Annotated in this window: 14 protein-coding genes; 3 read left to right on the top strand and 11 right to left on the bottom strand. The window is 44.3% G+C overall.

Annotation, left to right across the window (positions count from 1 at the left end; genetic code table 11):
• Positions 1-78: 78 nt before the first annotated feature.
• Entirely contained in the window at positions 79-954 is an 876-nt protein-coding gene (locus ACZ42E_RS02065) for a radical SAM protein (RefSeq protein ID WP_464892800.1), read from the top strand.
• A 4-nt stretch (positions 955-958) separates the two neighbouring features.
• Here ACZ42E_RS02065 and ACZ42E_RS02060 read toward each other — a convergent pair whose 3' ends face one another.
• From ACZ42E_RS02060 to ACZ42E_RS02050, 3 genes are all read right to left on the bottom strand, one after another.
• Positions 959-1,801 (bottom strand): DegV family protein, encoded by an 843-nt coding sequence (locus ACZ42E_RS02060; RefSeq protein ID WP_464892799.1) that lies wholly within the window; start codon positions 1,799-1,801, stop codon positions 959-961.
• 16 nt (positions 1,802-1,817) lie between these two features.
• The gene (locus ACZ42E_RS02055) at positions 1,818-2,234 is read right to left on the bottom strand and encodes a DUF1285 domain-containing protein (RefSeq protein WP_464892798.1); all 417 of its coding nucleotides are present in this window, start codon (positions 2,232-2,234) and stop codon (positions 1,818-1,820) included.
• 98 nt (positions 2,235-2,332) lie between these two features.
• Positions 2,333-5,014, bottom strand: coding sequence for an aminotransferase class III-fold pyridoxal phosphate-dependent enzyme (locus ACZ42E_RS02050; RefSeq protein WP_464892797.1), 2,682 nt, complete (start codon positions 5,012-5,014; stop codon positions 2,333-2,335).
• Positions 5,015-5,192: 178 nt separating this feature from the next.
• Between ACZ42E_RS02050 and ACZ42E_RS02045 the strand changes: the two genes are divergently transcribed.
• A complete protein-coding gene (locus ACZ42E_RS02045) occupies positions 5,193-5,360 on the top strand; it encodes a hypothetical protein (protein ID WP_464892796.1) in 168 nt (55 codons plus the stop codon).
• 53 nt (positions 5,361-5,413) lie between these two features.
• Here ACZ42E_RS02045 and ACZ42E_RS02040 read toward each other — a convergent pair whose 3' ends face one another.
• From ACZ42E_RS02040 to ACZ42E_RS02010, 7 genes are read right to left on the bottom strand one after another with little or no spacing between them, the layout of a single operon-like run.
• A complete protein-coding gene (locus ACZ42E_RS02040; protein ID WP_464892795.1) occupies positions 5,414-6,250 on the bottom strand; it encodes an FAD/NAD(P)-binding protein in 837 nt (278 codons plus the stop codon).
• A gap of 3 nt (positions 6,251-6,253) precedes the next feature.
• Positions 6,254-7,258, bottom strand: coding sequence for a 4Fe-4S dicluster domain-containing protein (locus tag ACZ42E_RS02035; protein WP_464892794.1), 1,005 nt, complete (start codon positions 7,256-7,258; stop codon positions 6,254-6,256).
• A 12-nt stretch (positions 7,259-7,270) separates the two neighbouring features.
• Positions 7,271-8,179 carry a 4Fe-4S dicluster domain-containing protein gene (locus ACZ42E_RS02030; RefSeq protein ID WP_464892793.1) on the bottom strand — a complete coding sequence of 303 codons (909 nt, stop codon included), beginning with the start codon at positions 8,177-8,179 and terminating at the stop codon, positions 7,271-7,273.
• Positions 8,176-8,604, bottom strand: a complete 429-nt coding sequence (locus tag ACZ42E_RS02025) for a hydrogenase iron-sulfur subunit (RefSeq protein WP_464893457.1) — start codon at positions 8,602-8,604, stop codon at positions 8,176-8,178. The genes ACZ42E_RS02030 and ACZ42E_RS02025 overlap by 4 nt, the downstream gene beginning before the upstream one ends.
• Positions 8,601-10,586, bottom strand: a complete 1,986-nt coding sequence (locus tag ACZ42E_RS02020) for a 4Fe-4S binding protein (protein WP_464892792.1) — start codon at positions 10,584-10,586, stop codon at positions 8,601-8,603. Before ACZ42E_RS02020 ends, ACZ42E_RS02025 begins: the two co-directional genes overlap by 4 nt.
• 43 nt (positions 10,587-10,629) lie before the next feature.
• Positions 10,630-11,814, bottom strand: coding sequence for a CoB--CoM heterodisulfide reductase iron-sulfur subunit B family protein (locus tag ACZ42E_RS02015; RefSeq protein WP_464892791.1), 1,185 nt, complete (start codon positions 11,812-11,814; stop codon positions 10,630-10,632).
• A 3-nt stretch (positions 11,815-11,817) separates the two neighbouring features.
• Positions 11,818-12,387, bottom strand: a complete 570-nt coding sequence (locus ACZ42E_RS02010) for a 4Fe-4S dicluster domain-containing protein (RefSeq protein ID WP_464892790.1) — start codon at positions 12,385-12,387, stop codon at positions 11,818-11,820.
• Between the two features lie 407 nt (positions 12,388-12,794).
• On the opposite strand from ACZ42E_RS02010, the gene ACZ42E_RS02005 reads away from it, so the two are divergent.
• Positions 12,795-13,412 (top strand): HD-GYP domain-containing protein, encoded by a 618-nt coding sequence (locus tag ACZ42E_RS02005; protein ID WP_464892789.1) that lies wholly within the window; start codon positions 12,795-12,797, stop codon positions 13,410-13,412.
• A 12-nt stretch (positions 13,413-13,424) separates the two neighbouring features.
• On the opposite strand, the gene ACZ42E_RS02000 is transcribed toward ACZ42E_RS02005, so the two are convergent.
• Entirely contained in the window at positions 13,425-13,898 is a 474-nt protein-coding gene (locus ACZ42E_RS02000; RefSeq protein ID WP_464892788.1) for an HAD family hydrolase, read from the bottom strand.
• Positions 13,899-13,908: the final 10 nt, after the last annotated feature.

The raw sequence follows: 13,908 nt of genomic DNA, 5'->3' as shown, positions 1-13,908 counted from the left end.
AAAACAACCTCTAAATTTTCCTTTATATTTTAAAAAAACCATTTATCTGGTAATCTAAAAACGAAAGGAGGTTTTTACATGCGGTATGAAGGAACTATCTACCGTCCACCCAGCGAAGCCAACAGCCTTTTAATCCAGGCTACCATAGGCTGTCCTCACAATAAATGCACCTTCTGTGCCATGTACAAGAATACCAGGTTTCGTATAAGACCGGTGGAAGAGATCAAAGAAGACCTTTTAGAAGCCCGCAAATATTATGGAGACATAGTAGAATCCATCTTCTTCCCTGACGGCAATACTATCATCATGAAAACCGACCAGCTGGTAGAAATATTCAGCTATGCCCATGAACTATTCTCCAGGTTAAAGCGCATAACCGTTTACGGCTCTGCCCGTTTTGTCGATAAAAAAAGCGAAAAAGACCTCTTAAGGCTCAAAGAAGCTGGCCTTACCCGTGTTCACACCGGTATGGAAAGCGGGGATGATGCTGTCCTTGCCAGGATATGCAAAGGCACCTCCTCAGAACAGATCATAAGGGCTGGGCTTAAACTGAAAGCCGCCGGCATTGAAGTCAGCGAATACTATCTGGTGGGAATCGGCGGCAAAGAGCTCAGCATCGACCATGCTGTAAACAGCGCCAGGACTCTTAACTCTTTCAGCCCTGAATTTATCCGCCTGCGCACCTATGTGCCGGTACCTTTTACCCCTCTTTATGAAGAATACACAAAAGGCCTTTTTAGACTTTTAAGCCCGCATGAAGCCTTAAGAGAAGTCCATCTTCTTATCGAGAACCTGGAATGCAAAGGGAGCATGGTTCTGAGCGACCATGTTTCCAACTACTGGAATGTACACGGCTATCTTCCCCGGGATAAAGAAAAAATGCTTCAGGAAATCGATGAAGCATTAAAAATAGATGAAAAACATTTCCGCCCTCCACATATAAGCAGGCTTTAAAAAATTAAAAATTGATCATCAAGCCGCCTTCCCCCGCATAGGTACCAACCGTCGCGCTCATGTCTGATACTATAATTTTACGCGGGTTAAAGCGGTTTTTTATTTGTTCTGCCAGCCTGTTAGCTTCTTCCAGGCAGTTCACATGGCTTACGCCCACTATCTTGCTGCTTATCGCCTGCCCTGCTATCTCTTCTACCATTTCCACCATTCTTTTTACCGCCTTTTTGCGTCCCCTTACCTTTTCCACTATTTCCGGAACCCCTTTTTCATTTCCTCTCAAAATAGGCTTTATATGCAGAATATCGGCAGCCAATCCTTCCAGGCGGCTCAAGCGGCCGCCTTTGACTACATTTTCCAGGGTATCCAGGGTAAAAATAACCTCCCGCTCACTTCTTGCCTTTTCCAGCTCATCCATTACCATTTCTAAATCCATTCCCTTTTGCCCCATTTCACAGGCCCTGATAGCCATTATCCCGGTCCCTAAAGAAGCGGTAAGGGTATCAAAAATCCTGATCTTGCTGCTTTTAATCATATCCCTGGCCAGACAGGCTGCCTGATAGGTGCTGCTGAGCCCGGAAGATATGCTTATGAAAATAACTTCCCCTGCTTCCTTAAGCCCCCGCTCAAAATACTCTATCAAGGTATGGGGATCTGGAGCAGCCGTTTTGGGCAAATTCCTGGAACGGCGCATTTTTTCCACAAAAACCCTGGGATTAAGCTCAAAACGATCCAGATAAGTCTTGCCATCATCAAAAGTAACTTTTAAGGGCACCATCTCTATACCGTATTTTTTCAGTTCATCATCGGGCAAATCACAGGAAGTATCTGTAATAACCTTTAAAGCCACCTTTTTACCTCACTTTCTAACACTTATTGATACCCGGAGGCACTATATACACATCTTCACCCCTGAAATCAAAATAATCACTCAGTTTCCAGTAAACCCCCCGGCTTAAACGGGTATCCCCTTCCCATTTAAAAGTAATATATGGGACTTCCCCCTTAAATATTATCTTCATTTCCCGATCCAGCAGCATCTCCTGCAGGTCGTGGAAAACCAGCTTAATCTTCCCATCTTCTTCTGTTATACCATTGGCATAAAAAGGTACATCCTCAACTATTAGAGGATTTCTCTCTTCCCCCATTTCTATATAATAATTCCCTTTTTCATCCCTTTTGATATGGCTGGCCAAAATATTAAGTATATTGCGCCTGAACATCTCCGCCTGCCCAAAATACCACTTTCCATTCTTGCGAATAGTTATCGGTTGCGCTTCCACCTTTATTCCCCCTCATATTTGTCTATTTCTTTATAGCTTACATCAGGCAAAAAAAAAGGTAAAGCCTGTTTAAGCGCTTTACCTTAATTAATAACATCCTAAATGCTTTCCGCTTTCTTCATGCGCAGTGAGTTATTATAGATCTTATCTATATCTTCATCGGTTATTTCCCGTCCTCCCATTACCAGTCCTGCCAGCTTGAAACCGTGTTTTTCCCCCAGCGACCTTAGATAGGCTACCGTATCCAGGGAAAGCTTGGTTCCAATACTGTAATCATTATAATCCCCTTCCAGGGCCAGAAGTACTGTTTCCGAAAGACAGGCCAGACTTACGCCGTCCCGGTAGCCAAAATTAGGCCCAAAAACTACCGGTTCAGGATACTGAACCAAACCGCCTTCCAGAACCAGCACATCATTTCTTTTTTCCAGCACTTCCGGGGCCACATCAGCTGGCCTTGCCACATCACAAACTACAGCTCCCGGCTTAAGGTGGTGGGAATAAATTATATATTCAGGAGAATTGCTGGCTGCAATTATAAGGTCACACCTGGGCAAAGTATTTTCAACATCTAAACTTAGAGATACCGGCAGGCTTATCCCCAAATAGCTGCAGGTTTCCTGCATCAGTTCCATATCAAAATAGTCCCTTATCTCCCATTCCCTTTTCAAAAAGGCTGCCTTTTCTTCATTTTTGCGTTCCAAAAGATTTAAAACTTCATCCATCCAGGCACTGAGCCCTCTTATCTTCCCTTCTCTTCTTCTCTGCCAGGCATAGGCAAACATCTCATTAAGCAAAGAATTAAGCCGATTCTTGCTGCTGACAGGATGTTCAGGATTACCCAGAAGGGTTATATATCTTACCTCTTCTGACATAATAAGGGCGCAGGCCCTGCCAATAGAACCGGTGGCTCCTACCACCGCTCCCCGCGATTTAGGCACATCAATGCGCATTTTTTCCGCGCCCAGGAATAAGGCCTCCAGAGCCATTATAGTTGTAAAACTGTTGCCACTGGTAACTGCTACCCCTCTTCCCTGAACCGATCTTCCGCCTCTGGTAACTACTGAAGATAAAGCTCCCAATCCTACAATCTTGGCTCCCAAATCTTTGCCCAGATCAACTGCCTTTTGCACCGCCTGCACGGTAATCTCGCGCGGCAGGCTCATTATCTGTTTGCCCCCGTAGGGAATGCCTATAAGCCATCCCTCAGCAATCCTTCCCGTTTTGGACTTTATAGCCGGCATATGGCATACCACGCCAGGTTCATCATAGGAAGTCTGCCAGTCCATAAACTTGTAAAGTTCCTCGCGGCTAAAAGCTGCAAAAGAAGGATTATTTATTACCACATCCTCTGGCCCAGGATAGTGAATAATAAAAGCAAATTTTTCGGTGGCTTCTTCTCCTGCCTCCAGTTTGGACCCTTTGATATTTCTGCTCATGCTCCTGTAATCATCAATTTTTACAGGCTTGGCATCATCTCCCAAAAGATACCTGTAAAGTTTGGCATAATCCCGCTTATCCAGGATTTCACAAACCTTATCCAGGGCTTCCATAACATAGTCTATTTCTTCATAGGTTATAGTAAGGGGAGGCTCCAGCCTTAAAGTCATAGGATTATTAAGGAAAGGAGCCAGTCTTATATTGTATACATTCAGCAAAAAGCCAGCCAGAAGAGCGGTAAATCCTTTGACATCTGCCAAATAAGCCATATCAAAAGAACCGCAGTCATTAAACTCGTAAAACTCTATCCCTACCATAAGCCCTTTGCCCCGGACCTCTTTAATAACCTCAGGATATTTATTCCCCAGAGCATGAGCCTTCTTTAAAAGATAATCGCCTTTAGCCTTAACCTCTTTAATAAACCTGCGATCATCTCTGGTAAGGTAGTCCAGAACTGCACTCCCTACCGCACAGGTAAGGTTATTATTGGCAAAAGTTGAGCTGTGCAAAGCTCCGAAATCGTCATTATATACACGGGGGGAACTCAAACATACACCCAGAGGAACCAAACCTCCCCCCAGAGCTTTGGCAAGGAGCATTACATCAGGCTCTACCCCTTCTTCCTCACAGGCAAAAAGATAACCGGTGCGGCCAAGCCCCGTCTGGATTTCATCAACAATAAAAACTGCTCCCTGCTGGCGGCATAAGGCTTCTGCCTTTTTAAGATAGCCAGGAAGAGCAGGAATCATGCCTCCTTCTCCCTGCACCGGCTCTACAATAAAACCGGCAATTTCTCCTTCATAATCCTTAAATACCTTTTCCAGAGCTTCAATATCATTATAGGGTACATGTATAAAGCCAGGAACCGGAGCCCCAAAAGGAGTCTGGTAAACTTCCCTGCCGGTAGCTGAAAGGGCACCTAAAGTCTTCCCATGGAAGCTTTTTATGGTAGATACGATTATTTTTCTTCCAGTAGCTGACCTGGCAAGCTTAATGGCAGCCTCTACCGCCTCCGCCCCGCTCTGGCAAAAAGTAGAATAAGCAAGATCCCCCGGAGACACTTCCATGAGTTTTCTGGCCAGCCGCAAAGCTTCTCCCGGCAGAGATGGCTGGGTAAGGCTGGGTATCTTTTCCCTTCTTACCCGTTCCAGCGCATCCCATATAAATTCAGGATTATAACCAAAAGGTATCGCTCCATACTGGGCAATAAAATCCAGATGTTTTTTACCTTCACTATCGGTAAGATAATTGCCTTCTCCATATACATAATCTTTATCCAGCCTGAAAGTTTTAAGCAGTTTAGCTATTGTAGGATTAAGCAGTTCATCATACTTAACCGTCATCGTGCTCCTCCTTTTAAATGTGCACATTATTGTGCAAGTTCGATAGCTACCTATATTGTATGAATTTAAACCTGATTGTCAAATTATTTAGCCGGTACATAAAACAGTTTTTTTCGGGAAATAGTAATAACAGGCAAACCATAAATAGAAAATTTTGCAAAAGAAAGGAGGAAACTTGATGAACGGTGAAAACAACAATAACAACACGATAAAATTCGACAAAACTGAAACCGGTTATGACCTGGGTACTTTTAACTTTCTCAGAGCCGGATGGTGGATATGGCACATCATAGCTATACTGGGCATTTTCTACCTGGGCTGGGTGTTTGGAGGGGCTATTTTTTAGAAACATAAAAAAAGGGACATTCTCCAGGAACCAGAGAATGTCCCTTTTTATTTTTACCACTCCGGCGGAAGCTGTTTCAGCTGCTTCAGGGTAAATACCGGCCCGTCCAGGCAGATATACTCGCTTCCTATATTGCACCTGCCGCATTTGCCTATACCGCACTTCATGCGCATCTCCAGGGTAGTTATTACCTGTTCATCGGTATAGCCCATCTTTTCTAAAACTTCCAGCACAAACTTTATCATGACCGGCGGTCCACAGGTAACTGCTATCGTATTTTCCGGACTTATATTCAATTCTTCCAGATAGGAAGGCACAAAACCCACATGGCCATCCCATCCTTCTTCCGGTTTGTCAATAGTAACATAAACTTCGGTATCCCTTTCCTGCGGCCATTTTTCAAAAAGCTCTTCCTTAAAGCACAGGTCAGCATAGCTGCGGCTGCCATAGATTATCGTTATCTTGCCGTAATCTTCCCGGTGTTTAAAACAGTATTTTATAAAAGACCTTAAAGGCGCCAGGCCTATTCCGCCGCCAATAAAAAGCATGTTTTTGCCTTTGCAGCTTTCCACAGGAAATCCGTTGCCGTAAGGACCCCTTATACCCAGTTTTTGCCCCACTTCTATGCGGTGCAGTTCATCAGTCATCAGACCTACTCTTTTTATGGCAAACTGGAGGTGGTCATCTTCTTCCTGCCAGGAAACAGAAAACATACCTTCCCCTACCGGCACCAGGGAAACCATAGCCAGCTGCCCGGGCATTACATTGAACGGAACCCCGCCTCCTATTTTCCTGACCTTAAAAGTTTTGACATCGGGAGTCTCGTCAATTATATCAACTACCTCAACTATTTCCGGCACTAAAGGGTTTTCGCAATTACATTTATGCACTTTCTATGCCCCCTTAATCTCCTCAATTATCTTGACAATACTTACACCTGACGGACAGGCAAATACGCATCTTCCACATCCGGTACATAAAGGTTTGCCATATCTTTCATTGAAAAATTCCAGCTTGTGCAAAAAGCGGTTTCTGAACCTCTCCTTGGCAGTTTCCCTTGGATTATGTCCCCCCGCCATCTGGGTATATTCTCTATACATGCAGGAATCCCAGCAGCGGAAGCGGTAACCTTCTTCTCCCCAGGCCTTAACCTGAATATCAAAACAGTGGCAGGTAGGGCAAATATAGGTACATATTCCACAGGTCTGACAGGGCTCAGAAAATCTTTCCCACATCGGATGTTCAAACATTCCCTTAAGTTTTTTGTCTACTCCTTCATAATCTACTTTAAGGGTGCATGCCTTGGGTGCAGGCAGGGATACATCCTTTTCCTCCAGAATATCAGCCAACAAAGCGGTAATTTTTTCTCCTTTGTCAGTCTTTACTTCCCATACATAACCTTCATTATATTCCCGCAAGACAACATCAGCCAGCTCAGGCTCCGATGGGTTTACTCCCATAGAATCACAGAAACACTGCCTTCCCGGATTATAACAGGCATTGGCTACAAAAATCGTGTTATCCCTTCTCTTTTTGTAAAAGGTATCCTCATAGCCCCTGGTTAAAAATACTTCATCCAGGCAAGCAACAGACTTCATATCACACGCCCTTGCCCCAAAAACAATCTGCATATCTTCATTTTCATAGACTTTGTCTATGATTACATCCTGGCCTTCCTGCTTAAAGCTGTACATCCTTTCCGTCTGGGGAAAAACAACTTCTTTGGGAGGCCTTAGTACATTCAAAACTTCCAGTACTATCTCATCATAATCCGCGTTATAAGTCCTGTAATCATAAAAACCGGATTGGGCTCCTCTTTTCATGGGAACATACAGCTGGTATGACTCAGACAGCTTATCCAGCACTTTTTCCAGTTTGGCTCTTTTAAAAACCTTCATCCCAACCACTCCTTATATAAAATCATCCGGATCATCTTCTTTATATACGCTCAGAGGCGGTTTAGCCCCTTCTTTATATTCCATGCCTGCTTCATAGGGACCGAAAAATTCGCCTACATCCTTAATAAGTTTGCGGTTTATAAGCATAAGCGGGATATTGACCGGACATACCCTCTCGCATTCTCCACATTCCACACATCTTCCAGCCATATGGAAAGCCCTTACCAGATGGTACATCATATTATCGCTTACGCTGGTTTCCCTGCCTACCCACTGCGGCCTGGTCTCATCGAATATGCAGGTGCGGCAGTTGCAGGCCACACAAGCCTGGCGGCAGGCATAACAGCGAATACAGGTAGATAAAACCTGTTCAAAAAAGCGGTATCTCTCATCATAAGATTTGGCTTCCAGTTCTTTTACCTCTTTAAACCTGTCCTCCTTGACCAGAGGTTCCCTCTTTTCCCCTATCAGCTCATCATATATTACCGGATTAGGTTGTATGCAGTACTTACATTTATCAGCCAGTTCAGAACTTCCATTTACCTTAACAGCAAAACCGGAATCCTGGTACATCTTTTTGAGAGGATCCTTCATGCCCGGGCAGCATACCCCCACTATATAAAGCCGTTCCCTCTTAAACTGGTTATCTTCCAAAAGCCGAACAATTCCCCGTGAATCACACCCTTTTACGACTATGCCAATTTTTTGGTGCCCATCCCGGAACTTCAAAAGGAAATTGCTCAGGTTGTGGATAGAATATTCATCAAAAACCAGTTTTTCAGCCTCTTCTGCACTATGGGCAAAGAAAGGCTTGGTATTATAATCAAACTCCCCTTTTTGCCAGCCTATAAAAATATCCACCTTACCTTCAGCAAGGAGCCGGGCTGCAGTTTCCTGAATCTTAGCCGTTATTTCCTTCATCTTGCATCCCTCAGCTTTCTATTTGGTCCTAATTTATAAACATCATTCACCAGTTTTTCCATGGTGTCTCTGAATTTAATACCTTCTGCTCCCGAAATCCATGCCGTCTGATATCTTTCCGGCTCTATGCCAAAATACTGCATAAGGCTTTTTACTACCGTATGCCGGCGCCGGTTGTAGTAATTGCCACTACCATAGTGGCACTCACCAGGGTGTCAGCCGGAAAGGAGCACGCCGTCTGCCCCCCGGTTAAAAGCCCTTAAAACCAGCATAGGATCCATACGTCCGGAACAGGGGGTTCTTATGATCCTTACCTGAGCCGGATATTCCAGATGATTAAGCCCTGCCAGGTCGGCTGCAGCATAAGTACACCAGTTGCAGGCAAAAACAATTATTTTAGGTTCCCAGTTCTTTTCACCAGCTATAGACACAGTGCATCCACCTCCGCTACCAATTGCTCATCTGTAAATCCTTTAAGGTTAAGTGCTGCCGTGCGACATGCCGGAACACATGCCCCGCATCCCTGACAGAGGCTTCCGTTAACCTGAGCTACCTGCCTTATTACCGGTCCATGATGTCCTCTCTCGGTTATTTCCACCAGGGAAATAGCCTTGTACGGACAGATAGGTACACAGAAACCACAGCCGGAACATTTGGCGGCATCGACTTCAGAAACCATAGGTTCCGTAGCCAGCATATCTTTAGCAAAAAGTCCGCATACCTTCACTGCGGCACCGCTGGCCTGGGCTACCGTATCCGGTATATCTTTAGGCCCCTGGCAGGCACCTGCCAGATATACCCCGGCGGCAAAAGTTTCTACCGGCTGCAGTTTAGGATGAGCTTCCTGGTAAAAACCATCCTTGTCAACAGAAAAACCTATAATTTTGGCCAGATCCTGCGCTCCTTCCGCAGGAACCATAGCAGTTGCCAGAACCACCATATCCACTTCTACCTCAATCGGCCTTCCTAACAGGGAATCTTCTGCTTTAAGCACCAGGCTTTCTCCCCGGGGATAAATCTTGCTTACCCGGCCTCTTATATATTTAGCCCCGGCATTGAGTGAACGCTGATAAAATTCTTCATAATTCTTGCCTGCAGTACGCACATCCATATAAAATACATAGGCTTCACTGTCAGGTATCTTGTCCTTTACCTGATAGGCATGTTTGGCAGTATACATACAGCAGGCCCGCGAACAATAGCTTTTACCTTTGGTATCATCACGCGAACCTACGCATTTTATAAAAGCGACCCGCTTAGGCTCTTTGCCATCTGATGGGCGCTTTATCTTGCCACCAGTTGGTCCGCCAGCACTGGCCAGCCTTTCAAAATGCAGACTGGTTATGACATCCGGATACTTGCCATATCCATACTCTCCGTAAACTTCTTCCCATTTGAAAAGATCATAACCAGTAGCCATAACAATGGCCCCTACTTCAACCGTGACATATTCTTCTTTGTCATCGAATTTTATAGCCTTGGTGGGGCAAATCTTTTCACACACCCCGCATTTGCCTTCTGTAAGCTTGCGGCAGTGCTTGTCATCTATAAATGGTTTTCCGGGTACTGCCTGGGGATAAACTTTGCGAATAGCCGTAGTCATCCCTAACCCCAGCTCAAACGGATCGGGAATCTTCTTGGTGGGACATTTTTCAATGCAGGTTCCACAGCCGGTACATAAATCCCAGTCAACATACTTGGGTTTCTTCTTGATGGTAACTTTAAAATTGCCGATATAGCCGGCAACATTGGTAACTTCTGCATAAGTTATAATTTGGATATTAGGGTGCTGTGCCACAGCAACCATCTTGGGAGTCGCTATTCAGGCCGCACAGTCCATGGTAGGGAAAGTCTTATCCAGTTGAGCCATTTTTCCCCCAATAGTAGCCTGCTTTTCTACCAGAATTACCGGATAGCCTGCGTCAGCAATATCTAATGCCGCCTGCATACCGGCAATTCCGCCTCCTATTACCAGAGCTTTTTTGGTAATGGGGATGTGGGAAATATAAAGCGGTTTATTGCGCAAAACCTTGCTTACCGCCATTCTAACCAAATCTTTGGCTTTCCTGGTAGCTTCATTTCGGTCATGATGTACCCAGGAATCCTGTTCACGTATATTAACCATTTCAAACAGATAGCCGTTTATGCCTCCCTGCTCCACTGCCTTGCGGAAAGTTTTCTCATGCATGCGGGGAGAACAGGAAGCAACCACTACCTGCTCCAGGTCATGTTCCTTTATGGCTTTTCTTATCATTTCCTGCCCCGGATCAGAACACATATATTTATAGGTAGTGGAAAAAACTACTCCGGGTAAATTGGCTGCATATCTGGCAACTTCCTCCGTATCAACTACGGAGGCAATATTGGTTCCACAATCACAGACAAAAACCCCAACCCTTTTTCTCATTCTCCTTTTCCCTCCTCAAAGAAATCCTTTGCTCTATCGTTTATCAAGCCTTTTCGCGTTTTTTAAGTTCGCCAGCTACCAGAGCCTCCGCCATTTTTATTGCCTTTTCCTTATCCATAACCATCGCTTCAGCCAATTTAACCCTCTTCTTTTCGTCAGCTTTTATTATTTCTGCCAAAATCCCGATCTTTTCCTCATCCTCTAACAGTTTGGCAACTGCCTTCTCCGGATTTTTTTCCAGTCCCTTAAGCATGGCATCTACTTTCTTCCTGGCTTCTTCATCATTTTCTTCCCCGGTCTTTTCAGAAGCTTTGGCTCCCTTGGCCGCTTCTTTCGCTTTTTCCTCCTCTTCTATAAGAAGGGCCTTGGCAGGAAGCCCCTTGAGGTAAGAAACTGCTTCCACAAAATGTTTATTTATGCCAAGCTCTTCTGGTTTATCCCCGCAAGCCAGAGCTACCAGTTCAGTTATATAATAAACCGGGAGGTTAAATTTCTCTTTAAACCTCTTTTCTACCTGTCCCTGGCGCATATCCAGATTCATCATGCAGAGTGGGCAGGCAGTAACTATACATTCAGCTCCCGCTTCTCTGGCATTTTTAAGGACTTCATATATCATTTTGCTGCCTATTTCCGGGCGGGAAGTAGCCAAAGCCGCACCACAGCATTCAGTTTTATAAGCCCAGTCTACAGCTTCTGCTCCCAAAGCCTTCACAATAGCATCCATGCTCTGGGGATCTTCCGGATCATCAAATCCGGTATGGCTGGAAGGCCTGACCAGAAGGCATCCGTAATAACACGCTGCCTTCATCCCTTTAAGGGAGTTCTTTACCCTGGACTTAATATTTTCAATCCCTATTGCAGTAAGCCACTCCAGAACAGAAACCGTGTTATTGCTTGCTGTATAGGGCATGTCAATTATATACTCTATCCTGGCCTTTAAATCCTCATTTTCCCTTACTGCATGTTCAGTAGCCTTAAAACGGTTATAACAGGCAGCACAGGGAGCCAAAACATCAAGCCCTTCTTTCTCTGCCAGAGCCAGGTTTCTGGCTGGCAATGCTAAAGATAACAGCCTGTCCGTATTATGTCCTGCCGTTGCTCCACAGCAGCTCCAGTCCTCTATCTCCTTAAGCTCAACTCCCAGTATAGAAGCTGTCCTTTTAGTTGAAATGCCATACTCAACTGCACTTCCGTCCAGAGAACATCCCGGATAATATGCCAGCCTCATCCTTTATTCCCTCCCCATCTCTTCTGCTCTTTTAAATATTTTCTGCATCTGTTCCCGTCCTTTTATCTTTTCCGGGAAGGGACTGGCTTTGCCTCTTTTCATCATAGGCAGCCCAAGTTCGGCATCCTTGAAAAACTGGCGAGTAGCCAGGTTGTGGTAAAGAAGGATTCCCGCTTCATAAGACCTTCCATATTTTTTGACTGTATCCAGAAAAGCCCGGTTAAACAAGGCTACTTTCCTGTCGGTAATCTTCCCTCTCCTTAATGCTTCCCGCCGCAGAGCATCCATAAGGGAGGCTATATCTACACCACGCGGGCAACGTTCAGAACAGGTTTCACAGGTAGCACACAGCCAGATGCTCTCAGCACTTAAAGCTTCTTCCACCAGGCCCAGCTGCAAAAGCCTTATCACCTGGCGCGGAGTATAATCCATGGCAAATCCTACCGGACAGCCAGCAGAACACTTGCCGCACTGGTAGCAGAGATTCACATCTGTGCCTGCTTCATCTTCTAATTTTTTAAGTAGTTTCTTGTCTTCTTCAACAGGTGGGCCAATCTTTGCCACAGTTTCCATAAACCGCTCTCCTTCCTTCCCCAAATTTAGTGCGTTCTATAATTTTTTATATTTTAAAACTTTTAAAAATTTTAGGGTAGAGGTTAACCGATAAATTAAAAATTTCACAATTTGCCAGATAAAATTCTATATATGTAATATATTTTTTTATATTTTCTAATATAGTATAACTCATTATAATATATCAAGGTGCGAGCATAATGTTAAATTTATGTTAATAAAGCTTTCTTTTTGTTTATCAACTTTGAAAATAGTCTAAAATTATATAGAAAACCCAGCTTGTGAAAGCTGTGCAGAACGGAGCATCGGCTATGTCATCCTCCCAGATTATTTTTGCAGTATCAGCAGCGCTGTTTATTCAATTTATAATTGCCATTCTTATGTATAGAAACTTAAAGTCAAAAATAATGAAAAAATACCACCCTGATACCATGGAAACAGAAAATATCGAAGATGTAGTTATAGCCCTGGCCCGTACCATTGACGCCAGGGACAGATACACAGAAGGACATACCGAAAGGGTAAGCCAATATGCTGTCTTTTTGGGGGAAAGGTTAGGTCTGGACAGTAAAACCTTAAATAAAATCCGGATAGGGGCCTTGATACATGATCTGGGTAAAATAGGCACCTGTTCCGAAATATTAAATAAACCCGGACCTTTAAGCCCGGAAGAACGTCTCCATATAAACAAGCACCCCGAACTGGGGGAGCAAATATGTAAACCTCTCAAAGCTTTTGAAGAAATAAGGGATATTATAAGACACCACCATGAAAAACTTGATGGCAGCGGCTATCCTGACCAGCTGAAAGGGGAAGACATATCTCTTGCCGTACGGATCGTAACTATTGCTGACATATTCGATGCCTTAACCTCTGACCGCCCCTACCGTCAGGCATTAAGCCCGGAAAAAGCCGCAAAAATACTTTTTGAAGAAGCCAGCAAGAACAAACTTGACAAAAAGCTGGTAGAGGAATTTATCCTCATGTTAAACGATATGGGAGTTATAGAACAGGTGGGCAGGTAAACCTGCCCGCTTTTAGGCCCTTAAAGTCGCTATAAGCCGCATCGGGTTTATAATAAGATCCAGAGCAGTATTAATATCAGTAACTGCCACATCCGCTTTTAGCAGCGCTTCTACCGCACACCCTTCTCCTCCGATAATTACTATGGAAAGAGCCGCCTCCTCCAGCATTAAAACATCATTAAACCCATTGCCGATAGCAACTGTTTCATCTTTGCCCAGTGATTTAAGAAAATCCAGCTTATCCATTCCTCCACTTGTTTCGCTCACCTTGAAGACTTCAATTCCCAGTTCCCTGGCAATCATTCCTCCTGTACCGAAAGTATCAGCGGTTAAAAGATAAATCGAAAACTTGTTTTTAAGTATGTTTATTCTCTCTTTTACCCCCTCCTGTAAAACCCCATTTACAGTCAAGGTACCATTCAAATCCAGAAGAATATTTTTAAGATTTAAAGTCTTATCCCGTCCTGGTATTGAAATCTGCAGCATATTCTCTCTC

This window comes from Thermosyntropha tengcongensis (genome assembly GCF_055381335.1).
This window is presented reverse-complemented; position numbering and strand designations above follow the sequence as displayed.